At 65.8% G+C, this 23,846-nt stretch carries 20 protein-coding genes and 1 tRNA gene; 15 read left to right on the forward strand and 6 right to left on the reverse strand.

The window, feature by feature from the left end; genetic code table 11:
- The first annotated feature begins 46 nt into the window (after positions 1-46).
- Positions 47-649 carry a TetR/AcrR family transcriptional regulator gene (locus AC4AMJ_RS15960; RefSeq protein ID WP_489900161.1) on the forward strand — a complete coding sequence of 201 codons (603 nt, stop codon included), beginning with the start codon at positions 47-49 and terminating at the stop codon, positions 647-649.
- A gap of 45 nt (positions 650-694) precedes the next feature.
- Here the strand turns inward: AC4AMJ_RS15960 and AC4AMJ_RS15965 are convergent, their stop codons facing one another.
- On the reverse strand, positions 695-1,390 hold the full coding sequence (locus AC4AMJ_RS15965) for a TetR/AcrR family transcriptional regulator (protein ID WP_489913245.1): 696 nt from the start codon (positions 1,388-1,390) through the stop codon (positions 695-697).
- A 45-nt stretch (positions 1,391-1,435) separates the two neighbouring features.
- Here AC4AMJ_RS15965 and AC4AMJ_RS15970 point away from each other — a divergent pair, with 45 nt between their 5' ends.
- From AC4AMJ_RS15970 to AC4AMJ_RS15990, 5 genes are all read left to right on the forward strand, one after another.
- Positions 1,436-1,849, forward strand: coding sequence for a nuclear transport factor 2 family protein (locus AC4AMJ_RS15970; protein ID WP_489900159.1), 414 nt, complete (start codon positions 1,436-1,438; stop codon positions 1,847-1,849).
- A gap of 230 nt (positions 1,850-2,079) precedes the next feature.
- Positions 2,080-2,724 carry an ABC transporter permease gene (locus AC4AMJ_RS15975; protein ID WP_489900158.1) on the forward strand — a complete coding sequence of 215 codons (645 nt, stop codon included), beginning with the start codon at positions 2,080-2,082 and terminating at the stop codon, positions 2,722-2,724.
- Positions 2,721-3,989 carry an ATP-binding cassette domain-containing protein gene (locus AC4AMJ_RS15980; protein ID WP_489900157.1) on the forward strand — a complete coding sequence of 423 codons (1,269 nt, stop codon included), beginning with the start codon at positions 2,721-2,723 and terminating at the stop codon, positions 3,987-3,989. Before AC4AMJ_RS15975 ends, AC4AMJ_RS15980 begins: the two co-directional genes overlap by 4 nt.
- Positions 3,986-4,723 (forward strand): ABC transporter permease, encoded by a 738-nt coding sequence (locus tag AC4AMJ_RS15985; RefSeq protein WP_489900156.1) that lies wholly within the window; start codon positions 3,986-3,988, stop codon positions 4,721-4,723. The genes AC4AMJ_RS15980 and AC4AMJ_RS15985 overlap by 4 nt, the downstream gene beginning before the upstream one ends.
- A 14-nt stretch (positions 4,724-4,737) precedes the next feature.
- Positions 4,738-5,712 (forward strand): glycine betaine ABC transporter substrate-binding protein, encoded by a 975-nt coding sequence (locus AC4AMJ_RS15990; RefSeq protein WP_489918445.1) that lies wholly within the window; start codon positions 4,738-4,740, stop codon positions 5,710-5,712.
- 26 nt (positions 5,713-5,738) lie between these two features.
- On the opposite strand, the gene AC4AMJ_RS15995 is transcribed toward AC4AMJ_RS15990, so the two are convergent.
- A complete protein-coding gene (locus tag AC4AMJ_RS15995; RefSeq protein WP_489913247.1) occupies positions 5,739-6,404 on the reverse strand; it encodes a TetR/AcrR family transcriptional regulator in 666 nt (221 codons plus the stop codon).
- A 99-nt stretch (positions 6,405-6,503) separates the two neighbouring features.
- Between AC4AMJ_RS15995 and AC4AMJ_RS16000 the strand changes: the two genes are divergently transcribed.
- Positions 6,504-8,015: a DHA2 family efflux MFS transporter permease subunit gene (locus AC4AMJ_RS16000; protein ID WP_489913249.1), complete on the forward strand. Its 1,512-nt coding sequence runs from the start codon at positions 6,504-6,506 to the stop codon at positions 8,013-8,015.
- 643 nt (positions 8,016-8,658) lie between these two features.
- On the opposite strand, the gene AC4AMJ_RS16005 is transcribed toward AC4AMJ_RS16000, so the two are convergent.
- Together AC4AMJ_RS16005 and AC4AMJ_RS16010 are read right to left on the reverse strand one after the other, a co-directional pair.
- Positions 8,659-9,642, reverse strand: a complete 984-nt coding sequence (locus tag AC4AMJ_RS16005; protein ID WP_489913251.1) for a TauD/TfdA dioxygenase family protein — start codon at positions 9,640-9,642, stop codon at positions 8,659-8,661.
- A 104-nt stretch (positions 9,643-9,746) separates the two neighbouring features.
- Positions 9,747-12,092, reverse strand: coding sequence for a sulfatase family protein (locus AC4AMJ_RS16010; RefSeq protein ID WP_489913253.1), 2,346 nt, complete (start codon positions 12,090-12,092; stop codon positions 9,747-9,749).
- Positions 12,093-12,321: 229 nt separating this feature from the next.
- Here AC4AMJ_RS16010 and AC4AMJ_RS16015 point away from each other — a divergent pair, with 229 nt between their 5' ends.
- Genes AC4AMJ_RS16015 through AC4AMJ_RS16030 form a run of 4 tightly spaced genes read left to right on the forward strand, consistent with a single transcriptional unit; the run spans position 12,322 to position 17,476 of the window.
- A complete protein-coding gene (locus tag AC4AMJ_RS16015) occupies positions 12,322-13,917 on the forward strand; it encodes an ABC transporter substrate-binding protein (RefSeq protein WP_489913255.1) in 1,596 nt (531 codons plus the stop codon).
- Positions 13,918-13,920: 3 nt separating this feature from the next.
- Positions 13,921-14,877: an ABC transporter permease gene (locus AC4AMJ_RS16020; RefSeq protein ID WP_489900150.1), complete on the forward strand. Its 957-nt coding sequence runs from the start codon at positions 13,921-13,923 to the stop codon at positions 14,875-14,877.
- Positions 14,877-15,818, forward strand: coding sequence for an ABC transporter permease (locus tag AC4AMJ_RS16025; RefSeq protein ID WP_489913257.1), 942 nt, complete (start codon positions 14,877-14,879; stop codon positions 15,816-15,818). Before AC4AMJ_RS16020 ends, AC4AMJ_RS16025 begins: the two co-directional genes overlap by 1 nt.
- Complete coding sequence (locus AC4AMJ_RS16030) at positions 15,815-17,476, forward strand: dipeptide ABC transporter ATP-binding protein (protein WP_489913259.1); 1,662 nt, start codon at positions 15,815-15,817, stop codon at positions 17,474-17,476. Before AC4AMJ_RS16025 ends, AC4AMJ_RS16030 begins: the two co-directional genes overlap by 4 nt.
- Before the next feature lie 10 nt (positions 17,477-17,486).
- On the opposite strand, the gene AC4AMJ_RS16035 is transcribed toward AC4AMJ_RS16030, so the two are convergent.
- A tRNA-Gln gene (locus AC4AMJ_RS16035) sits at positions 17,487-17,558 on the reverse strand.
- 123 nt (positions 17,559-17,681) lie between these two features.
- Positions 17,682-18,437 (reverse strand): SDR family oxidoreductase, encoded by a 756-nt coding sequence (locus AC4AMJ_RS16040; RefSeq protein WP_489900146.1) that lies wholly within the window; start codon positions 18,435-18,437, stop codon positions 17,682-17,684.
- A 129-nt stretch (positions 18,438-18,566) separates the two neighbouring features.
- Here AC4AMJ_RS16040 and glmU point away from each other — a divergent pair, with 129 nt between their 5' ends.
- The 4 genes from glmU (at position 18,567) to AC4AMJ_RS16060 (ending at position 23,839) form a co-directional block, all read left to right on the forward strand.
- Entirely contained in the window at positions 18,567-20,048 is a 1,482-nt protein-coding gene (gene glmU, locus AC4AMJ_RS16045; protein ID WP_489913261.1) for a bifunctional UDP-N-acetylglucosamine diphosphorylase/glucosamine-1-phosphate N-acetyltransferase GlmU, read from the forward strand.
- A 31-nt stretch (positions 20,049-20,079) separates the two neighbouring features.
- A complete protein-coding gene (locus AC4AMJ_RS16050; RefSeq protein ID WP_489900144.1) occupies positions 20,080-21,057 on the forward strand; it encodes a ribose-phosphate diphosphokinase in 978 nt (325 codons plus the stop codon).
- A 321-nt stretch (positions 21,058-21,378) separates the two neighbouring features.
- A complete protein-coding gene (locus AC4AMJ_RS16055; RefSeq protein ID WP_489900143.1) occupies positions 21,379-22,971 on the forward strand; it encodes an SMP-30/gluconolactonase/LRE family protein in 1,593 nt (530 codons plus the stop codon).
- 7 nt (positions 22,972-22,978) lie between these two features.
- Positions 22,979-23,839, forward strand: coding sequence for an SDR family NAD(P)-dependent oxidoreductase (locus AC4AMJ_RS16060; RefSeq protein ID WP_489913263.1), 861 nt, complete (start codon positions 22,979-22,981; stop codon positions 23,837-23,839).
- Positions 23,840-23,846 lie beyond the last annotated feature (7 nt).

The raw sequence follows: 23,846 nt of genomic DNA on the forward strand, positions 1-23,846 counted from the left end.
ACGGGCAATAACGTAAATGGTCGAGAGATTCGGTAACGTTCATCCGGTGTCCGAGCCGCACCGACCCGCAGCCGGCCGTCCGCGTGACCCGGAGAAGGACTCCGCCGTACTCGCGGCGGCCCGCGAGCTCCTGTCCGAAGGCGGCTATGCGTCCGCGACCATCGTGGCGATCGCGCGGCGTGCGGGCGTCGGCACACCGACGATCTACCGGCGCTGGGCCGGTCGGGAGATGCTGATCGAGGATGCCGTCTTCGGGTCCCGGGAAATCTACCCGCCGATCGCGACCGGCGACCTCGAGCACGATCTGCACGCGTGGGTGACGGTGTTCCTCGGCCACCTCGCCGATCCGGCGACCCGCGCCGCGATACCCGGGCTGCTGGCCGCCTACCAACAGGACGAGCAGCTCTATGGATTGCTGCTGGCCCGGATCGAGCGCGGGGTCCGCACGGATTTCACCGACACCGTCACACCCGCCCTCGACTCCACGCCGACTTCGCTGCGCAGTGCCAGGGCCGACGCCCTCTTCGACATGCTCGTCGGCGCGACCATGGTTCGCGCGCTGACCGTCGGCATGCGTGACGCCGAGACGTTCACCGCGCAGACCGCTGACGCGCTCACCGCACTCGCACGCTCGACCTGGACTCGGTGACGCCGGACGTCCGGACACCGGACTGACGGACCGCCGATCCGCGGATCACTCTTCGGGCGTCGTCCGATCCCGCTCCTCCACGTACTCGGGCCCCACCAACTCGGGATGCGGATCGAGCCGGGTCAGCCCGTTCCAACAGAGGTTCACGAGGTGAGCGGCCACCACCTCCTTGGACGGTTCCCGCACGTCGAGCCACCACTGCGCAGTCACCGACACCATGCCGACCAACGCCTGCGCATACAGCGGGGCCAGGGAGGGTTCGAATCCGCGGCGCTCGAAATCGCTCGCGAGGATGTGCTCGACCTGGCTGATGGCGTCGTTCAGCAGACTCGAATAGGTGGTGGTCCCGCTGGTGTTCGTCCGGTCACCGCGCACCAGGATGCGAAAGCCGTCGGTGCGCTCCTCCATGTAGGTCAAAAGCGCGAGCGCAACCTGCTGGATGCGATACAGCGACCGGTTCTTGGACAGCGACGACGTCACCATCTCGAGCAGCGTCTCCATCTCGCGGTCGACGACGACCGCGTAAAGACCTTCCTTGCCACCGAAATGCTCGTACACGATCGGTTTCGACACACCGGCACGCTGGGCGATCTCCTCGATCGAGGTCCCTTCGAAACCCCGTTCGGCGAACAGTCCGCGGGCCACCTCGATCAGCTGCAATCGCCGCTGGGGACCGGTCATACGGGCCCGCGGCGCACGCTGCACCTCATCGGACTTGTCGGTCGGGCGGCTCACTGCCATACGGCAACCCTATCGACGCGGACCGATCTGCGGTAATCAATAGAGATGCTGTCCATCGAGGAGATCTCCGCACGACTCGAGATCCAACAGATCCTGGCCGATTACTCGACTGCAGTCGATGCGGGCCGATTCGACGAGCTCGACGGGGTGTTCATCCCCGACGCGCACATCGACTACAGCGCGACCGGCGGCATCGTCGGAAACCTCAGCGAGGTGAAAGCATGGCTTTCCCAAGTACTTCCAGCCTTCTCCGCTTACTGCCACCTGGTCGGCAACCACGACATCCGGGTGGACGGGGCCACCGCCACGACCCGCACGCTGTGTCTCAACCCGATGCAGACGCCGGACAACTCGACGTTCCTGCTGGGGCTTTGGTACTCCGACACCTGGACGCTGACCGATGACGGCTGGCGCATCGTCACCCGAACGCTGGAAAGGTGCTTCGACAAGCAGCTTTGACTCGGCGGGCGCAGAAGTCGACTTTCTTTGACGAATCGTTACCTCGCGGCATCGCCACAGGTCAGACGGTGTCGCCGACCCGATGGCGGCGATCTCGAGCTCGGACCATCTCGAGCAAAACCGTCGGCGACGAGGATTTCGGTTATATGGTGAAATCCGGTTCAGCTCCCCAGTCCGACGATCGGTCCGGTGAGTGACCACCGTCGGGGCCGACGACGAGGGGGTTCGGTGTGCAGCTGTGGGACTACGTGCAGGGGCACGCGGCCACTCTGACGTTCCTCACGTATCAGCATGCGTCGCTGGCGTTTCAGACTGTGCTGGTCGGCACGCTGGTGGCCGTACTCGTCGCCGTCGCGGTTTATCGGCTGCCTTTCTTCTCGGCGCTCACGCTCACCACCAGCCGTGTCGCCCTGACCATTCCGTCCCTCGCCCTGCTGGCATTGCTGATCGTGCCGTTCGGGCTCGGCGTGGTGCCGTCGTTCATCATGCTCGCGTTCTTCGCGACGATGCCGGTGATCGGCAACGCGATCGTCGGATTGCGCTCGGTGCCACCATCGGTGGTCGAATCGGCGCGCGGAATCGGTCTGTCACGCTGGCGCATCCTCGTGTCGGTCGAGCTGCCGATGGCATGGCCGGTGATTCTCACCGGGATTCGGGTGTCGACGCAGATGATCATCGGGATCGCCGCGATCGTCGCCTACGTGCTCGGCCCGGGTCTCGGGTCCCTGATCTTCAGCGGACTGTCCCGGCTAGGCGGCGCCAATGCGCTCGAGATGGCTCTCACCGGAACGATTCTCATCGTCATCATCGCCCTGGTGTTCGACGGACTCCTGGTTCTGCTCGGACGACTCACGATATCCAAAGGACTGCAATGACCGAATCGTCCACCGCGCCGGGGGCCCCGGACCGCGTCGTCACGGGCGCGTCGATCCACCTCGACGGCGTCATGAAACAGTTTCGCGGGCAGCATGAGCCCGCGGTCGCACGTCTCGACCTCGAGATCGACGCGGGCGACATCGTCACCTTTGTCGGCCCGTCCGGGTGCGGAAAGACCACGACGCTGAAGATGATCAATCGGCTCATCGAACCGACCGAGGGCCGGATCCTGATCGACGGCCGGGATGTCACGCACGAGAACCCGGACAAATTGCGTCAGGGCATCGGGTACGTCATCCAGTCGGGCGGGCTGTTCCCGCATTGGTCGGTGGCCAAGAACATCGCCGCGATCCCGAAGGTGCTCGGCTGGGACAAGAAGCGGATTGCCGACCGTATCGAGTATCTGCTCGACCTCGTAGGTCTCGACCCGGCCACCTACGCCGATCGTCTGCCCAAGGACATGTCGGGTGGGCAGCAGCAGCGGGTCGGGGTGGCTCGCGCACTGGCCGCCGATCCGCCGATCCTGTTGATGGACGAGCCGTTCGGGGCCGTGGATCCCATCACCCGGGTCCGCCTGCAGGACAGCCTGATCGCCATCCAGCACGAGCTGGGCAAGACGATCGTGGTGGTCACGCACGACTTCGACGAGGCCACCAAGCTCGGCGACAAGGTCCTCATCCTGTCTCAGGGCGGCCACATCGAGCAGTACGCGCCGCCCGAGGACATTCTCGCCAACCCGGCCACGCCGTTCGTGGAGGACTTCGTCGGATCGGGTGCGACACTGGCGCATCTGACGCTGTCGCGGGTGCGCGATGTCCCGGTCGAGCCGGTCACCACCGCCGAGGTCGGCGAATCGTCGCAGACGGTGCTCGGACGTGCGCACGCCGCCGGGCACACGTGGGTGGTCGTCGTCGATGAGCATGGGCACCCGCGCGCGTGGCCGTCACTGGACGAACTCGGCGCCAAACCACAGGTCTCCGACTACATCGACCGGCGACTGCCGGTCGTCGCCAGGTCTTCGACACTGAACGACGCCCTCGACTCCATGCTGGCGGCCAGCCAGGGTGGTGTGCTCATCACCGATGGTCGCGGCGCGGTGGTGGGCTCCCTGTCGATCGGGACGGTCATGGAGATCATCCGAGGGCAACTGTCGGAGGCTCGGCCCGACGAGGACATGAGCTACGTGGGACACCCGGAGGGCACATCAACCGACGAGATGCCGGTGATCGTCGCCGCCGACGACGAGCCCCACGAGAAGCCATGAACCGCCTGCGACGACTGCCGATGGATGTGTGGTTCGAGCCACTCATCATCGTCGTGCTACTGGTCGGTTACATCGTCTGGTATCGGACGACCACCTTGACCGAGACCGAGCAGGCCGCGTTGGCGTGGGACAACCTGCGCATCACCATCTACGACCACATCAAGCTCACCGTCGTGTCGACCGTGATCGTGGTGGTGATCGCGATCCCGCTCGGGATCGTGCTGACCCGGCCATCGATGCGGTGGCTCAATCCCATCGCCGTGAACATCGCGAATGTCGGTCAGGCCGCCCCGGCCGTCGGTCTCCTGGTCCTGTTCACCTTCTGGCTGGGCACCGGGTTCAGAACCGCCGTGGTCGGCCTCGTGGTCTACGCGATCCTGCCGATCCTGCAGAACACCATCGTCGGGCTACGACAGGTCGACCAGCGAACCGTGGAGGCCTCGCGCGGAATCGGCTACTCCGGACTACGCACCCTGGTCCTTGTCGAGCTCCCGCTGGCGGTGCCGGTGATCCTCAACGGGGTCCGGACCGCGCTGGTCATCTTGGTCGGCACCGCGACGCTGAGCACGTTCATCGGCGCGACGAGCCTCGGCACTCTCATCACCACCGGCGTCACCTTGTTCCTGCCGAAACTCCTCCTGTCCGGCGCCGTGCTGGTCGGCCTGCTGGCCCTGACCATCGACTGGCTCGGGCGTCTGTTCGAGTTGTTCGCCACGCCCAAGGGGATCTCATGACCGGACGTGGCGGCATGGTGCGCATGGCCCGGATCGTCGCCGGGGTGGCGATGACGATGCTGACCGTCGCCGGCTGCGGCCTGGTCAGTTCGTCCGGTACGTTTCACAGCGCCTCACTGCCCGACGGCGAGAAACCCCTTGACGGCGCGAAGATCACCGTCACCTCCAAGAACTTCACCGAGAGCATCATCCTCGGCAAGATCGCCGCGACGTATCTCGGCGCGGCAGGCGCCGCGATCACCGACATGACCAACGCGCCCGGGTCCGCGTCGTCGCGGCAGGCCATGCTCAACGGCACCGCCGACCTGACGTGGGAGTACACCGGCACCGCCTGGGTGACCTATCTGCACGAGACCGACACCATCCCGGACCCTCAGGAACTGTGGCAGAAGGTCCACGACGTCGAACTCGCCGAGAACGACCTGGTGTGGTTGCCGCCGGCCAACTTCAACGACACCTATGCGTTCGCCGTGTCCACCCCGACCGCCGAGCGCCTGAACGTGAAGACCATGTCCGACATCACCCGTCTCCCGGTGGCCGAACGCACCTTCTGCATCAACGACGAATTCTTCAGCAGGCCAGACGGATTCCTGCCGATGCTGCAGACCTACGGCATTCCCTACAACACCCCGAACGGCGTGCCGACCGGCAATGTGACCCAGATGGACTCCGGCATCGTCTACACCTCGACGGCCAAGAGCTCGCCCTGCAATTTCGGCATGGTGTACACCACCGACGGACGTATCAAGAACCTCGATCTCGTGGTCCTCGACGACGACAAGAAATACTTCCTCCCCTACAGCGGCACCGTCGTCGTCCGCAAGGAGGTCTTCGACGCGTACCCCGAGATCGCGCCACTGATGAAGCCGGTGTCGGAGCGGCTGACCGACGAGGTAATGCAGGAACTCAACGGTCGCGTGGACATCGACGGCGAGGACCCCTCCGACGTCGCCTATGACTGGCTCAAGAGCGAGGGCCTCGTCGAGTGATCACCGGGCCTGTCACGGCCCGAAAATCATGTGTCCCCCACGTGGTTCGCCTGTATCTCGCGAACCTGTCCCTCGGTGATGGGCGGCGCGGACAGCGGCGTGTGCCCCGGCGCACGGACACCGTCGAGAATGATGCCGAGGTAGCGGCGCCACGCGTCGGGCACGGTCGGCCCGATGGTGTCGGTGACTGCTCTCATCATGGTCAGGATCGCGAAGAAATCGGTCGGTTCCAGATCTGGACGCAGTACTCCCGCTGCGCTGGCACGCTCATAGACCCGTTGTAGTTGCTCGGTCAACGTCGCCTTCGCACTCACGATGTCGGGATGCGAGTGGTCGATGCGCATGATGACGGCTCCGAGTCCACGGTCGGCGGCGATCGAGGACACCACCAGGGTGAAGATGTCGACGACGGCCTGCCACGGATCGGTGTCGTCGAAGGTGGCGCGAGCCTTTTCGGCGACCTCGGCGAGATGCTCGGTCAGCACACCCACGATCAGTTCGTCGCGGTTGGCGAATCGTCGGTAGACGGTACCCACTCCGACACCGGCGTGGGCGGCCACATCATCGAGCGTGACCTCCAGCCCCTGCTCGGCGAACAGCTCCCGAGCCGCGGCGATGATGCGCAACCGGTTCCGTTCGGCATCGGCCCGGAGCTTGCGGCCGCCGCCGACCTCGGCCTCTGAGGTGTTCATGGTCACAGAATAGCAAGTGGAGGAATTACCTCCGGTTGGCGTACGTTGTGACCATCAGTAACCGGAGGAATCACCTCCGCCTAGACCAAGGAGGCTCGGATGAGCATTGTCTACGACGCCCTCGACGATCCGTCCGTCGAGGAGTCACACGAGGCGCGGCATCACCGCCTTCGCTGGGTGATCCTGGGAGTCCTCGCACTCGCACAACTCATGGTCGTGCTCGACGCGACCATCGTGAATATCGCACTTCCGCACGCACAGGAGTCGCTCGGCTTCGGCAACGAGGACCGGCAGTGGATCGTCACGGCGTATGCGCTGTCGTTCGGCAGCCTGCTCCTGCTGGGCGGCCGCCTGTCGGACCTGTGGGGACGCCGCACGACCTTCATCGTCGGGCTGATCGGCTTCGCGGGCATGTCCGCCGTCGGCGGTGCCGCGGTCAACTTCGAGATGTTGGTCGCCGCACGCGCCGGCCAGGGGATCTTCGGTGCACTACTCGCGCCGGCCGCACTGTCGCTGCTCACCACGACCTTCACCGACCCCTCCGAACGGGGTAAGGCGTTCGGTATCTTCGGCGCGATCGCGGGCGGCGGCGGCGCGCTCGGCCTACTGCTCGGCGGCATGCTCACCGAGTGGGCCGACTGGCGCTGGTGCCTGTATGTGAACCTCGTGATCGCTGCGATCGCGCTGGTCGGAGCGGTGATGTTCCTCGGACGGAACACCTCTGATCACCGGCCCAAGCTGGATCTCCCGGGTGTGGCCGCCGCCTCCGCAGGCCTCTTCTCGATCGTCTACGGATTCTCGAACGCCGAGACCAACGGCTGGGCCGACTGGGCGACCATCACCTGGCTCGTCGCCGGCGCATTGCTCCTGGCCGGCTTCGTCTGGTGGCAATCCCGCACCGAGCACGCGCTGCTGCCACTGCGGGTGATCACCGACCGCACCCGCGCGGGGTCCTACATGGTGGTCTTCATCGCCGGTATCGGTATGTTCGGCATCTTCCTGTTCCTCACCTACTACCTGCAGCAGAACCTCGGGTTCAGCCCCATCCGGACCGGATTGGCCTTCCTCCCGATGATCGCCATGCTGGTGGTGACCGCTACGACGGCGACGGGAGTACTGCTCCCTCGCTTCGGTCCGCGGTGGCTGATGTCCGGTGGCATGATGATCGCCGCCGGCGGGATGCTCTACTTGACCCAGATCACCGAGACAAGCTCGTACGCAAGCCATGTGCTGCCGGCCTTGCTGATCCTCGGCGTCGGCATCGGCGCCTCCATGGCGCCGGCCATGCAGGGCGCAATCTCCGGGGTGTCACCGCAGGACGCCGGGGTCGCATCGGCCACGGTCAACACGATGCAGCAGGTCGGCGGTTCGGTCGGCACCGCATTGCTGAGCACCATCGCGGCGAGCTCCGCGACCGCGTACTTCACCGATCACGCTGCGCACGTGACCAATCCGGCTGAGCTGGCACAGCTCGCGGCGGTCCATTCGTACACCACCGCGTTCTGGGTGGCCGCAGCCGTCTTCGCTCTGGGTAGTGTGCTCGCCGCGCTCGTGGTGCGGAGCGGGAAGCTGCCGGCCGCACCGGAGGGTGCGCCCGCCATGGCGCACTGAGGTTCTGCCTCGCAACGCAAGCTGGACACTGCTACGTCACCCGGCCTCTGAGGCGCGGAGCGCCACAGCATCCGGCCCCTGAGGAGGCCCGGAGCGCCAGCGGAGGGCCGTCAGCATCCGGTCCCTGAGGAGGCCCGGAGCGCCAGCGGAGGGCCGTCAGCGTCCGGCCCCTGAGGAGGCCCGGAGCGCCAGCGGAGGGCCGTCACGAAGGGCGGCCCTTCGTGACGCTCGCAAGCTCGCTCCTCAGGGACCGGATCGTGGGTTCCTCTCCCCTCCACAGAAAACCGGATGGTGGGTTCCCTCCTCGCTCCTCAGGGACCGGATCGTGGGTTCCCTTCCCCTCCACAGAAAACCGGATGGTGGGTTCCCTCCTCGCTCCTCAGGGACCGGATGGTGGATTCCCTCCTCGCTCCTCAGGGACCGGATGTTGGGCCCGGAGCGCCGTCATCCGACCCCTGAGGAGGCCCGGAGCGCCAGCGGAGGGCCGTCACGAAGGGCGGCCCTTCGTGACGCTCACAAGCTCGCTCCTCAGGGACCGGATGTTGGGGCCGGATCGTAAGCGCTCCCCTCCACAGAAAACCGGATGACGGGCACTCTCCCCGCTCCACGACGGCCGCCGAAGGCGGCCGTCGTGGAGCCGAGTTCAGGCGGCGAAGACCGCCAACCGCGAGGGCTCCTCGACACCCGAATAGTGGGTCGCGTCGCCCTGCAGGATCTGACTGCGCTGCCCGTGGACGTCCACCGGCACATCACCGGCCAGGGTGATCCGGTGCAGCTGGCGCTTCTGGTTGCCGTAATCGGAGATCCCGTAATGCTGGGTCGCCCGGTTGTCCCAGATCGCGACATCCCCGAGACTCCAGTTCCACCGGAAGGTGTTCTCCAGTTTGGTGATACGCGACTGCAGCAACTGATACAGATTTGCGAACTCGGCATTCCTCAGCCCGCGGAACTCCTTCGCGAAATGGCCCAGGAGAAGGCTCCGTTCCCCCGTCTCCGGGTGAACGCGGACCACCGGATGCAGGGTTTCGTACTCCGTCGCGGTGAACTCCTTGTAGTGATCCACCTTCTGACTGACGTCGACACCACCCGATGGTTCCGCCTGCCCCACATAGTCGTACAGATTGCTGTGCGTCGCCCAGAGTTCTTCGGTCAGCGCGCGCAACGCATTCGGCAGCTGGTCATATGCTGCGACGGTCGACGCCCAGGTCGTCGCACCGCCGTAACTCGGCAAGGTGACCGCACGCAGGATGGACGCCTTCGGAATCCGATCGACGAACGTGACGTCGGAGTGCCAACTGTTCGCTGCGCCTTCGATCGTCAGCAATTGGGTCCCCCGCGAGGTGACCGTGGGGTGCGGCGCGGTGGGCTCACCGAGCAAGCCCGCGAACGCGTACTGAGCGTCGTCGTCGAGGTGCTCCTGCCCCTGAAACACGACGGTTTTGTTGATGGCCAATGCGAGCCGGATCGCTTCCACCTGCTCGGGCGGGAGGTCTCCGCCGAGACGAACCCGGCCGATCCGTGCGCCGATGTGCTCGCCGAGCTTCTGGACCGTGATCCCGGCATCGGCATAGATGTCCTGTGCCGCACGCTCCCGATCTGTCCGATCCTCGATCTGTGCAAGCGTCATCCCAAAATCCTCTCTCACCAATATCTCTATCTCTCAGACGAATTCATCTCAGCACGACGGCAACGTGCTGTTCGAGTCAAAACTCACGGTGATCGGAAGTCTCCTCAGTCGGCGGCGTACTCGGCGGCGTCGTCGATCACGCGGCGAACATCGCCCGGCACCCGAACCGTTCCGGGGCGATAGGTAACGGCCCGCAACGCGGGGCCGAATCGAAAGGAGCCCCGTTGTCGTCGCAGCTCGACATCGACCGGCCCGCGTGCGTCCACGCCCACCGATATCCCGGTCCAGGGGGCCATTCCGACGAGCTGGAACTGATCGTCGAGTTTCGCCACGACCGACGTCTGTCCACCTGCCACGGCCTCGATCGAGAAGTCCCAGCGGACCGACTGCGTCGCGACGGCGCGCACAACCAATGTGGTCGTTCCCGGCGGTACAGCTCCCGAGGCCCGATGCAGTCGCCCATAGCTGTTGAAGACGAAATGCACTGATCCCGAATCGATGTATGCCAGATATCCGCCCTGTTGGTCGCCGTGGGCCACGAGAACCCCCTCGTCCGCGGCGGTCCAGTCCACCAGATCCACCTCGATGTCGAAATCGCGGTAGGCGATCAAACGGCTGGAACGGTAGCGCTCCAGCGTCGGGGTGCCGGCGACGATCCGGACCGCGCCACTGAGGCGTTGCTCGTCAGGCCGACGCCTGATCTGGTCCCCAACGGAGTCGAAAAGTGGAAACACTGTGTTGTGCCAGGCCGCGTCGTCCCAGGCTCGGGCCAGTTCGGCCACCTTCTCCGGATACCGTTCCGCCAGATCTCGCGTCTCCGCGGGATCGCGCGTCACGTCGTAGAGTTCCCATCGAGGGGCGTCGACGGCGGCCGGATCGGTGTGCAGGGACACGAGCTTCCAGCCGTCCCGGTAGAAGCCGCGATGGCCACCGAACTCGGCATACTGCTCGGTATGCCCGGACGGCGCACTCCGATCATGCAAGAAGTCGGCGATGCTCACACCGTCGCGGCCCTTTGCCGGGCGTCCGAATCGTTCGGTGGGTGTGTCGATCCCGGCCAGTTCGAGCAACGTCGGCACGACATCGGTGACGTAGGAGAACTGGCGGCGCACTCCGTTGTCGCCATTCGGGCGCGACAATCCGCGTGGCCAGGAGATCACGAACGGTACTCGCACCCCGCCCGCGAACGTCTGGCCTTTGTAGAAGCGGAAGGGTGTGTTCGAGGCCTGTCCCCACCCGCGCGGGTAATGGACACCCAGTTCTGCGGAACCGATGAGTCGCTCGTCGTGAGCGACGTCGCGTTCCCAGTCGGGCGGAACCGGACCGTGCACGAATTGACTGAAATACGAGCGGGTTCCGACCGGGCCTCCCTCTGCGGTGCCACCGTTGTCCGAGGTGAACACGATGATGGTGTTGTCGAGCTCGCCGAGCTCGGTGAGGGTGTCGACGATGCGCCCGACGCTCTGATCGACGCTGTCGACCATCGCGGCGTACACCTCCTGATAGCGCTGATATCGCTGCTGCTCATCCGGCTCGAGGTCGGCCCAGTGGGCTGCCTCGAACCCCGGTTCGGTGTTTCGCGGCGCGATCGGTGTGTCCGGATCGAACAGACCCTCCGCGATCTGACGTTCGAAGCGGCGCTGCCGGACGACATCCCAGCCGTCGGCATACCGTCCTCGGTACTTACGCAGGTCGTCGTCCTTGACCTGATGCGGTCCGTGCATCGCGATGTGCGCGAAATACAGGAAGAACGGTTTCGTCGCGTCCTGGGCGCGCAGGGACTTGATCTGCGCGACGGCACGATCGGTCAGATCATCGGTCACGTAGTAGTCATCGGGATACTCGGTGATGTCGACGACGGAATTGTCCGAGATCAGTTGATTCGGGTAGAAGAACGAGTTGAGTCCCTCGAGAGAGCCGTAATAGCTGTCGAATCCGCGTTGCACCGGCCATGAATCCCGTGGTCGTCCCGGACCCATGTTCGCGTCGCGGACCAGGTGCCATTTCCCGACCGCGTAGGTCGCATACCCGCCCTCCCGCAAGATCTCCGGCAGGGTCAGCACGTCGTCGGCCAACTCCAACCGCAACCCGGGGAATCCGGGATCGGAGTTCGCAACACTGCCGTACCCGGCCCGGTGCGGGTTCAGGCCGGTCAGCAGTGCGGCCCGGGCCGGCGAACACACGGGCGTCGTGTGATAGTTGGCCAGCCGAATTCCACGTCGTGCCAACCCGTCGATGTTCGGTGTGTCGATCTCGGCACCAAAGGGTGAGATATCCGAGTAGCCCATGTCATCGACGAGGATGACCACGATGTTCGGAGCCCCGGGCGGAGCGGATCGCTCCTGCGGCCACCACGGTGTCGATCGGGAGCTCGTGCGCCCCACGACACCACCGAAGCCCTCGTATCCGCGTGCATTCGCCGGGATCGCCGGCGTTTGGTTCTCGACCATGTGGCCGCCTTCCTGTCGTTGCCGTCGGCGTCGGAGATGCCCGGCAGACAGCGACCGTGCCGAAGCAAACCAGTCATGTCAAGAGTTCGATCCGCGCCAAGCAGAACCCGGCGATCATTCGTCGGTATCGCCATAATGAACGTCGATCCCGCAGCTGTGCAGTTTATTTCGACGTTCGTTCCTCGGCCGGGATCGTTCCGCTTCGACCCGAGAAAGAAATGTGGTCCCCATGCCCCGACATCGAGGTATCCGCGTGTGCTGTGCGGTCGCCGTCACACTCCTGCTGACGATCGCGACTGCCGGGTGTCAGTCTGCCGTCTCGCAGCAGCAGAATACGACGGCGCCTTCGCTCGCTCCGGGTCAGGCCGTGCCGAGAGGAGGAGATCTCCGCGTCGGCGTCCTGGGTGACCTGTCTCCGAAGACGTTCCTGCAGATCGGAACCGGAGCCCTCAACGGACAGGTGGTCGCGAACACCTATGACACGCTGATCCGGTACGCGCGCGACTCGTTGACGGTGCAACCCTCCCTGGCGACCGCCTGGCATCTCGCTCCGGACGGCCGCTCGCTCGCACTGGACCTACGCAACGACGTCACCTTTCATGACGGGCGGCCGTTCGTCTCCACCGACGTGGAGAACTCGATCAAGGCCTATCTCGGTGGCCCCTGGACCCCGCAGTTCAAGCGGACCGCGGCCGCGATCACGCGGTTCGACACCTCCGACCCACATCGCGTCGTACTCGGGTTCGCCCACCCGCTCAGCAACATCTTCGATCTGCTCGACTCGGCACCGGTCATCGACCAGAACACGCTCGCCGATCTCAAGGCCGGCACGCAGTTCAACGGGACCGGTCCGTTCCGGTTCGACAGCTGGCAACCGAATTCGTCTGTGCGACTGGTCCGCAACGAGCATTACTGGGGTGGCACACCTCCGCTGGAAGCGATCACCTTCGTGGTCGTCAAGGACGATCAGTCACTGTTCACGCGCCTGCGGACCGGACAGATCGACGTTGCCGACGGCCTCGACTACCACGACCAGCAACTGGTGTCATCGAGATACGGCTTCAAAGAGGTGACGCTCACCGGCGCCGAATCGCAGGAGTATGTGGGGATCAACGTCGCGAATCCCGCGCTCGCTGACGTGCGGGTGCGACATGCCATCGCGTACGCCATCGACCGTCGACGCATCATCGACGACGTCTTCCGCGGAAGTGGGTACACCGTCAACCTGCCGTGGCCGACATGGTCACCCGCCTACCGTGCCGACGCCAACGCGACCTACACGCGAGACGTCGCCAAGGCACGCGCACTGGTGGCCGCCGCCGGCCCCATTCCCACTCTGACACTGGACTACTCGACGCACAGCGTGGACGGGGTCATCGCCGAGATCGTGCAGTCCAATCTCAAGGACGTCGGGATCCGGGTGAAGTTGGTCCCGAACGACAAGACCCAGCAGTCGTCGAAGCTCATCGGCGGCAAGTTCGACGGGCTGTGGCTGCTGCAACACGCCTTCGCCCAGTTCACCCCGTCGACCCTTGCCGTGTCGGCGTATCCGTTCAATGCCGCCAAGAACTCCTCGAACTACACCGATCCCGGCTACTCGGCCGCGGCCACCACGGCCTGGACCACACGCGACAGTTCCTCACCGACCGCACTCGCGGCATACCGTCAACTCGACGACAAGTGGCTCAACGACCTCTTCCTCATTGAGATCGGTGTGGTCCTGCGAAAGGTCGCGACGGCGGGCGCAGTCGGCAACGTCGACTGGGATCGACGCAATCAGCTCCACTTCGCCAACACCTACCTCGCATCGGAAGGGAAGCAATAGACGATGCTCGGATATCTCCTGCGGCGCATACCCACCGCCATCCTCGTCTTGTTCGTCGCGTCCATCCTCATCTTCTCCGTGCTGCGCCTGATCCCGGGCGGCCCGGAATCCGCCCTGGCCGGCCCCGACGCCTCGGCCGCTGATCTCGCGGCCATCCGGCACGACCTCGGCCTCGACCACAGTTTCTTTGCCCAGTATCTCGCCTGGATCGGTGGGGTGATCACGCTCGACTTCGGACAGAGCTACCAGGTCGGTGGCAGCATTGCCGCGCTCGTCGGATACGGACTCATGAATACGATCATCCTCACGCTCTCCGCGTTGGCGATCGCGATCGTTCTCGCACTGATCCTGAGCCTCACTGCGGTGCTGTCCGACAACCGATATCTGGGCGCACTGCTGACCGGCATCAACGCCGCTGCGATCGCGTTACCGACCTTCGTCGTCGGGACCGCGTTGATCCTCGTGTTCGGGGTCCGGCTGCGACTGTTGCCCGCCGGTGGCACACCGCCGGACGGGTTCTCCGACAGCCTGCAGATCAGCGCGCAGTTCATCCTGCTGCCGGCATTGACGTTGGGCCTGCCGGCCGGCGCGATGCTGGCCCGGTTCCTGACCGAGTCGCTGCGCACCGAGCTGCGAGCGCCATATGTACTGACGGCGAAGGCTCTCGGCGCCTCCCACACCGACGTCGTCCTCAAGCATGCGCTGCGTAATGCGCTGCCGCCCACACTCACCGCGCTCGGCATCACGGTCGGTTCGCTGCTGGGCGGTGCCGTCCTGGTCGAGTCCATCTTCGGGTGGCCCGGACTCGGATTGCTCACCGAGGAGGGGATCTTCGCACGCGACTACCCCTTGGTGCAGGTGCTCGTCTTGTTGTCGGTCGGGGTGTTCGTGATCATCCAGCTCCTCGCCGACATCGTCCACGCTTGGCTCGACCCCCGTATCCGACTGGCAGGTGAATGATGACCTCGAGTACTACAGGTATCCCGAGCGCCGACACGGTGCTCGCTGCAACGGGCCACGACGCCGACGTCGGGCCCGGGCTGCTCCCCGAGAGCCCCGGCGACCGGGAGGCGAGAAGTCCGCAGATACCGCTGTGGCGCAGCCTGTCCCACGGAATCGGACTCGTCGGGAGCATCCTGGTCGTCGGTGTCGTCCTCCTGGGTGTCATCGGCCCGCTGTTCACCCCGTACGGCCCGGACCAGCAGATCGACGGCGCGTATCTCCTCACGCCCGGTCTCGATCACTGGCTGGGCACCGACGACGTGAACCGCGACCTGCTGACCCGGGTGCTCTACGGGATCCGGATCGATCTGCTCATCATCTTCGTCGCCGTGCCGATCGGTGCGGCGTTGGGGACGTTGGCGGGTCTGACCACCGTCATCACGCCCATCACCGATGTTGCAGCCCAAAGGGTTTTCGACGTGATCCTGGCGTTCCCGGCGCTGGTTCTCGGTATCACGCTCACCGCGGTGCTGGGCCCCGGAGCGTTCACGGTCGGCCTCGTCATCGCGCTCGCCGAGATCCCGATCTTCGGGCGTCTCACCCGTACATCCGTACTGCGGATCCGGGAGATGCCGTTCGTCGAAGCCGCGCGCGTGAGTGGCGCGAGCACGTCGCGGGTGCTCCTTCACCACGTGCTGCCCCACTCGCTCGAGTCGCTCTCCGTTCAGTTCGCCCTGTCACTGTCACTGGCGGTGTTCGTCGAGGGCGCGCTGAGCTACCTCGGCATCGGGGTGGTTGCCCCGACGCCATCGCTGGGTTCGATCCTCGCCAGCGGCAACGGCTACCTCGAGACCAATCCCTGGTTCTCGATCGGTCCGCTGATCGTGGTGTCGGCTCTTGTACTGGGCTTCTACCTGATCGCCCAATCGATCTCACACGACCGGAGGATCGGACGATGACATCGTCGACACACCCGACACCCACGCCCGCACTCGTCGTCGAGGACCTCCGCGTCCGCTTCGACTTCCCCCGACCGGCGGTGGCCGGGATCAGCCTTCGCGTCGAACGCGGTGAGATCGTCGCACTCGTCGGGGAATCCGGATCCGGAAAGACGATCACCGCGCAAGCTGCCATCGGGCTGCTGCCCGAAAGTGCACACGCCACCGGCTCGATTCTCGTCGACGGCGTCGAGGTGCTCAACCAAGCCGAGAAGGTACTCACCTCGATCCGCGGCGACCGGGTCGCGATGATCTTCCAGGAACCACAAACCGCACTCAATCCCTCGCAGACCGTGGGTTGGCAATTACGCCAGGCACTTCGGGCGCACCGGAACATCTCTCGCAAGCAGGCGCGCCAACGCGCCGTCGAGTTGCTGACCCTGGTGGAGATCCCCGATCCCGACGAGAGGATCGACTTCTATCCGCATCAGCTGTCCGGTGGGCAGAAGCAACGAGTCGTGATCGCCCTGGCCCTGGCCGGAGATCCCGTGCTGCTGCTCGCCGACGAGCCGACCACCGCTCTCGACGTGTCCGTCCAGCTGGAGATCCTCGATCTGCTGGCGCGCCTCCGCGACCGTACCCAGGCCGGAATCCTGCTGATCACACACAATCTGGGGGTCGTCGCGGATATCGCGGACCGCGTGGTCGTCGCGCAGCTCGGCGAGATCGTCGAATCCGGTGAGGTTCACGACATCTTCGCCCACCCGACGCAGCCGTACACACGTCAGCTGCTCGCCGCGGTGCCGCGCCTGCCGGACCTCCGGGCCGAGGACGATGACGCCGAGGCCGACACCACCGGTGATCCGACGCCGGTCCTCACCGTCGACACCGTGACCGTCACCCATCCGGGCAGATTCGGCGCGCGGCCACACACCGCGTTGTCCGGGGTGTCCTTCACCGTCGGCCGCGGCGAAGTGGTCGGCGTGGTAGGTGAATCCGGCTCGGGCAAAACCACACTCGGACGGGCCGTGGGCGGCCTGATCCCCGTGCGAGACGGCCGCATCCTGGTCGACGGGGACGACATCGCGACCCTGTCGCGCGCCCGCTTACGCTCCGTGCGCCGCAAGCTGGCGTTTGTGCCGCAGGACCCGACAGCGTCGCTCGATCCGCGCTTCACCGTCTCCGAGTCGATCTCCGAGCCTCTCGACATCCAGGACATCGGCGATCGCGCGAGCCGTGACCGTCGCGTCCACGAGCTGCTCTCCGCGGTTCAACTGCCGCGGGTGTTCGCGTCCCGCCTCCCGCACGAGCTGTCCGGCGGTCAGCGGCAACGGGTCGCGCTCGCACGCGCGCTCTCGGCGGAACCGGAGTTGTTGATCGCAGACGAACCGACGAGCGCGCTCGATGTGTCCGTCCAGGCCAAGGTGCTCGACCTGTTCGCGAGCCTGCAGGAGGAGTTGGGCTTCGCCGCGATCTTCATCAGCCACGACCTGGCGGTCGTCGAGCAGGTGTCCGATCGTGTGGTGGTGCTGCGGGACGGCCACGTCGTCGAGGCCGGGGGTGCGCGCCGTGTTCTCACCGCGCCGTCCGACCCCTACACGCGCCGATTGGTCGACGCGGTGCCGTATCCGGACCCGGTGGTGCAGCGGCAGCGGCGAGCGCGTGTGGCGGCTGTGTGAGCAATCGAAGCTCCCCCACCAGGACTCGAACCTGGAATGCCTGAACCAAAATCAGAAGTGTTGCCGATTACACCATGGGGGAATACTGCGCAGACGATTGTGCCATAGGCCCCGCCCGCACGAATCTCGGCGTTACCGCTCCTCCGTTTCGTATCCGCTCCCTCGATCGAAGGAGCGGGAACGAAACGGAGGAGCGGGAACGAGATCAGTCCTTCGGGCCGCCCGCCACGTAGACCACCTGGCCGGACACGAAGCCGGCACCCTCGCTGATGAAGAACGACGCCGTGTGTGCGATGTCCTCCGGAGCGCCGACCCGGTTCACCGGGATCTCGGCGGCTGCGGCCTTCTTGAAGTCCTCGAACGGGACACCCACGCGCGCGGCGGTGGCGGCGGTCATCTCCGTGGCGATGAAGCCGGGGGCGATCGCGTTGGCGGTGATGCCGAACTTGCCGAGCTCGATCGCCAGCGTCTTGGTGAAGCCCTGCATGCCGGCCTTGGCGGCCGAGTAGTTGGCCTGCCCGCGGTTGCCCAGGGCGGACGTACTCGACAGGTTCACGATGCGGCCCCAGCCGGCATCCACCATGTACTTCTGAGCCGCCTTGGTCACGTTGAAGGCGCCACGCAGGTGCACGCCCATGACCGCGTCCCAGTCGTCGACGGACATCTTGAACAGCAGATTGTCGCGCAGAATGCCCGCGTTGTTGACCACGACGGTGGGCGGGCCGAGCTCCTCGACGACCTTCGCCACCGCGGCGGTGACCGAGTCTTCGCTGGAGACGTCGGCGCCGACGGCGATGGCCTTGCCACCGGCCTCGGTGATCGCCGAGACGGTGTCGGCGCAGGCATCCGCATCCAGGTCGAGGACGGCGACGGCCAGCCCGTCGGAGGCCAGGCGTTTGGCGACGCCTGCGCCGATACCGCGGGCGGCTCCGGTGACGATCGCGACTTTCTGAGTGCTCATTGTGGGGGTACCTCCGTTGGTCGTGGGGGCGGTTTGCGCCTCACTGTTTCTATCAGCCCGAACATTCGCTCGGTACTGGGCGGCGGGTGAGCGCATTGTGGTGGTGGCCACTGCGTAGTATCGAGCCACATGACGGAGACGTCCTCGCCTGCAACTGCCGTGATCGTCCTCGCGGCAGGTGCGGGCACCCGAATGAAGTCGAAAGTCCCCAAGATCCTGCACACGCTCGGTGGCCGACCCTTGGTCGGCCACGCCCTGCACGGTGCGGCCGGGATCGAGCCGACCGACCTGATCGCCGTCGTCGGACATGAGCGAGAACAGGTGAGCGCAGCGGTCGCCGAGATCGCCGACGAACTCGGCCGCAAGGTCTCCATCGCCGTCCAGGACCAACCGCACGGCACCGGCCACGCGGCGCAGGCGGGATTGTCCGCCCTGCCCGACGACTTCACCGGGACGGTCGTGGTGATGGCCGCCGACGTTCCCCTACTCGACGCGGCCACCCTCGACGCGCTCGTCGTCGCACACAATGCCCATGGCGGGGCGGCCGTCACGCTGACCAGCTTCCTCGCGCCCGACCCCACCGGGTACGGCCGGATCATCCGGACCAACGACTCGATGGTGCAGGCCATCGTCGAACACAAGGACGCCACCGACCGGCAACGCTCGATCGCCGAGGTCAACGCCGGGGTCTATGCGTTCGACGCGACGTTCCTGCGCTCCGCGCTCGGGCAGCTGTCCACGGACAATGTCCAAGGGGAGTACTACCTCACCGACGTGATCGGGATCGCCCGTGAGGACGATGAGGCCATCCACGCGTTGACCGTCGACGATCCTCTGCTGGTGGCCGGCTGCAACGACCGCATCCAGCTGGCCGATCTCGGCGCCGAACTCAATCGCCGGATCATCCGACGTCATCAGCTGGCCGGCGTCACCGTCGTCGATCCGAACTCGACCTGGATCGACGTGGACGTTGTCATCGGGGTCGATGTCCGGATCGAGCCGGGCACCCAGTTGCTCGGCACCACCACCATCGCCGACGACGCCGTGATCGGCCCCGACAGCACCTTGCGGAACGTCGTCGTCGGGTCCGGCGCAGCGGTGATCCGCACCCACGGCAGCGAATCGGAGGTCGGCGCGAACGCGTCCGTCGGGCCGTTCGCCTACCTGCGTCCGGGGACCCGACTCGGGGTCGGCGGCAAGATCGGCACCTTCGTGGAGACCAAGAAGGCCGATATCGGCGCGGGGAGCAAGATCCCCCACCTCACCTACGTCGGGGACGCGACGATCGGCGAGGAAACCAACATCGGCGCTTCCAGCGTGTTCGTGAATTATGACGGCGTGGCGAAACACCGTACGGTGATCGGGTCCCACTGCCGTACAGGGTCTGACAACATGTTTGTCGCACCTCTGCGCGTCGGGGACGGCGCCTACACCGGGGCGGGTACGGTCTTGCGGGACGACGTACCTCCCGGAGCTCTCGCGGTGTCGGCGGGCCAACAACGGAATATCGAGAACTGGGTGGTGCGCAAGCGCCCGGGTACCGCGGCGGCTCGCGCTGCCGGCGATGCCCAACAGACCAACAGCCAGGTCGACAACCGGTCTGGCGACTGATTCAGCAAGTCTTTCGAGCAGAAGAGTTTTCATGACCTGGACCACGGATAACCAGAAGAACCTGATGCTGTTCTCTGGGCGCGCCCACCCCGACCTCGCACAGGCCGTCGCCGATGAACTCGGCATCAAGGTGACCCCGCAGACCGCGAGGGACTTCGCCAACGGTGAGATCTTCGTCCGCTTCGAGGAGTCGGTTCGTGGTTCCGACGCCTTCGTCCTGCAGAGCTGCCCGTTCCCACTGAACCAGTGGGTGATGGAGGCGCTCGTCATGATCGACGCGCTCAAGCGCGGCTCGGCCAAGCGCATCAGCGTGATCCTGCCGTTCTACCCCTACGCCCGCCAGGACAAGAAGCACCGTGGCCGCGAGCCGATCTCGGCACGGCTGATCGCCGACCTGCTGAAGGCCGCGGGCGCCGACCGGATCATCACGGTCGACCTGCACACCGATCAGATCCAGGGCTTCTTCGACGGGCCGGTCGACCACATGCACGCCCTGGGCCAACTCGCCGACTACGTCCGGGCGAACTACGGCACCGACAATGTCACCGTCGTCTCCCCCGACTCCGGTCGAGTGCGCGTCGCGGAGAAATGGGCCGATGCGTTGGCCGGTGCGCCGCTGGCATTCATCCACAAGACCCGGGATCCGTTGGTCCCCAACCAGGTGAAGTCGAACCGGGTGGTCGGTGAGGTCGAAGGCCGCACGTGTGTCCTGATCGACGACATGATCGACACCGGTGGCACCATCGCCGGGGCCGTGAAGGTACTCAAGGACGCGGGCGCAGGCGACGTCATCATCGCCACCACGCACGGGGTCTTCTCCGACCCCGCCGCCGAGCGACTGGCCAATTGCGGCGCGAAAGAGGTCGTCGCGACGGACACGCTGCCCATCCCGGAGGAGAAGCAGTTCGCGAACCTGACGGTTCTGTCGATCGCCCCGTTGCTCGCCCAGACCATTCGAGAGGTTTTCGAGAACGGCTCCGTGACGAGCCTGTTCGACGGCAGCGCGTAGCACCCAGAACACAAACCACAGTAGAGCGGACCGTCGCGGCGCAGTGCGTCGCGACGGTCCGCTTTTGTGTCGTCTCTGCAGCTCAGTGAGCCGGATGACGATGCGTCCGACCATGCCCGCCTCCCGGTAACCTCGCTGCGCAGTGTCGAGAACTCGGTTCCCATCCTTTTAAGGATAGTAATACTTGTAAATCTTGCGCGCACCTGTTTAGACTCCGACGCGAGCGACTTTGTGGCCTGCATCACGCCGCACCTGCCCGTGCTCCACTCGCCGCAGGAGCAGGTCGCCGTCACCGATTCCTCTCAGCACAGGAGGCCCACCTTGACCCAGGCGGCCCGCTACATCAGCCCTGCGTCCCATGACCTCGCCGACGGCTGGAGCCTCGAGCGCGTTACCGAACCCAGTCGCCTGTTCGGCGCCAACGGCATCCGTTCGGGACCCGACGGGCGTGTCTACGTCGCCCAGGTGGCCGGCAGTCAGATCAGCGCACTCGACCTCGACACCGGTGCGCTCGAGACGATCAGCGCGAAGGGCAGCGACATCGTCGCGCCGGACGACGTGGCCTTCGACAGCCGCGGCGACATGTACATCACCGAGTACTACGACGGCCGTGTGAGCGTACGGGACAGCACCGGCTCGACCCGACTACTGCGCGACGACCTTCCGGGCGCCAACGGCATCACGATCCATCAGGACCGGCTCTTCGTGAACGAGTGTCGACCAGGCGGTCGACTGATGGAGCTCGATCGGTCCGGCGGCGCCCCGAAGGTGCTGCTGGAGGACCTGCCGATGCCCAACGGCATGGAGGTCGGTCCCGACGGCAAGTTGTACTACCCGCTTCTCGGCGCCAACGAGATCTGGCGGATCGACCTCGACGGCGGTGAACCAGAAAGAGTGGCAGGCGATCTCGGCGCGCCCGATGCGGTGAAGTTCGATGCTGACGGCTACATCGTGTCCACCCAGGTCGCGTCCGGGCAGGTACTGAGGATCAATCCGCGCACCGGCGACCAGACGCTGTTGGCCCAGCTCTCCCCTGGCCTGGACAACCTCACGTTCGCCGGCGACCGCCTGTTCGTCTCGAGCTTCACCGGGCAGATCACCGAGATCCTGGCCGGTGGTGAGACGCGCACCGCGCTGGCCGATGGCCTGACGTGGCCGCTCGATCTCACCGTCGGACCTGATGGCACCCTCTACATCGCCGACGGCACCTTCTTGCTCGCCCACCGCCCGGGCGCCGAACCACACACCCTGGGAATGCTTTTCAGCCCGGGCTACCCCGGCTACATCCGGGGTATGACGTCCGTCGGCGACGGCGAGTTCGTCGTGGCCGGCAACGGCACGGTGTCGCGGTACTCACCGGCCGCCGCCGAGAGCGAGGTCCTCGTCGACGGCCTCGACCAGCTCTACGGTGTCGCGGTGTCATCGGCCGGTCTCATCGCGGTTGCCGATCTCGGTACCGGGAAGGTGCATGCCGTGCGGTCCGGTCAGGCCGATGTTCTCGCAAGCGGCCTCGATCGACCGATGGGCGTCGCCTTCACCGCCGACGGAACCTGCCTGGTCTCCGAGTCGGGTGCGGGACGGGTTGCCGCGGTGACGAGTTCGGGCACCGACACCATCGTCGACGGGCTCGAGACACCGCAGGGCATCGTCGTCGACGGATCGCAGCTCTACATCGTCGACGCCGGGAGCAAGTCGGTGGTGAACGTCGACCTCGAGACCAAGAGCCGCCAGGTCATCGCCACCAACCTGCCGGTCGGTGCGCCGCCCGGGGTGACCCCCAAGCCGCTCCTGGGACTGGTCCCCTTCTCCGGACCGCAGGGTCCGTTCGCGGGTATCGCCCTCGGCCCCAACGGAACCCTGTATGTCTCCGCCGACGCCGACGGCAGCGTCATCGCTCTGCGGAAGGGGGCCTGAGCACCGGATGGGTACCCAACAGCTGGACCACAACCCTGTCGGGCTCGCCGGACGCATCGTGATCGTGTCCGGCGCGGCCGGAGGGGGGATCGGCACGACGGTGACGAGGATGGTCGCCGAGGCGGGCGCGACCGTGATCGCGGTGAGCCGTTCGAAGGAGAATCTCGACACGCATATCACCCCGCTTGTCGACCAGGGCCTTTCGGTGATTCCGGTGAGCGCCGACGCGGCCACCGACGAGGGCATCGCGACGGTGCTGGATCGGGTACGGCTCACCGGCGGCGCGCTGTACGGACTCGTCAACGTGGCCGGCGGTGCGGCACCGGCCACCTGGATGCCCGCCATCCGGGTGAGCCGCGAGGACTGGCGGGACCTGTTCACCCAGAACCTGGAGACCATGTTCTTCATGAGCCAGGCGGTGGCCGCCGAACTCAAGTCGCAGGCTCTGCCCGGGTCGATCGTTTCGATCTCCTCCATCAGTGGGATGAACACAGCACCCTTCCACATCGGGTACGGCACCGCGAAAGCAGCGCTGGTGGCGGCGACCCGGACCATGGCCGTCGAACTCGCCACCGACGACATCCGGGTGAACGCCGTCGCGCCGGGGGTGACCGCCACACCGGCATCGATGACCTACGTGGACGACGACGAGGATCGCGACCGCCGTGCCATCGCCATGGGTCGGCGTGGCCGCCCGGAAGAACAGGCCGGCGCGATCCTGTTCCTCCTGAGCGATCTATCCAGTTACATCACCGGACAGACCATCCTCGTCGACGGCGGCCTCAATCTGAAGTGGACGCACATGGGCGCCGACCACACGTCCCTGTTCCTCAAGGACGAGAACTTCCGCGCCGCAATCACGCACTGATTCAACG

The organism is Gordonia sp. LMA484 (assembly GCF_058129505.1).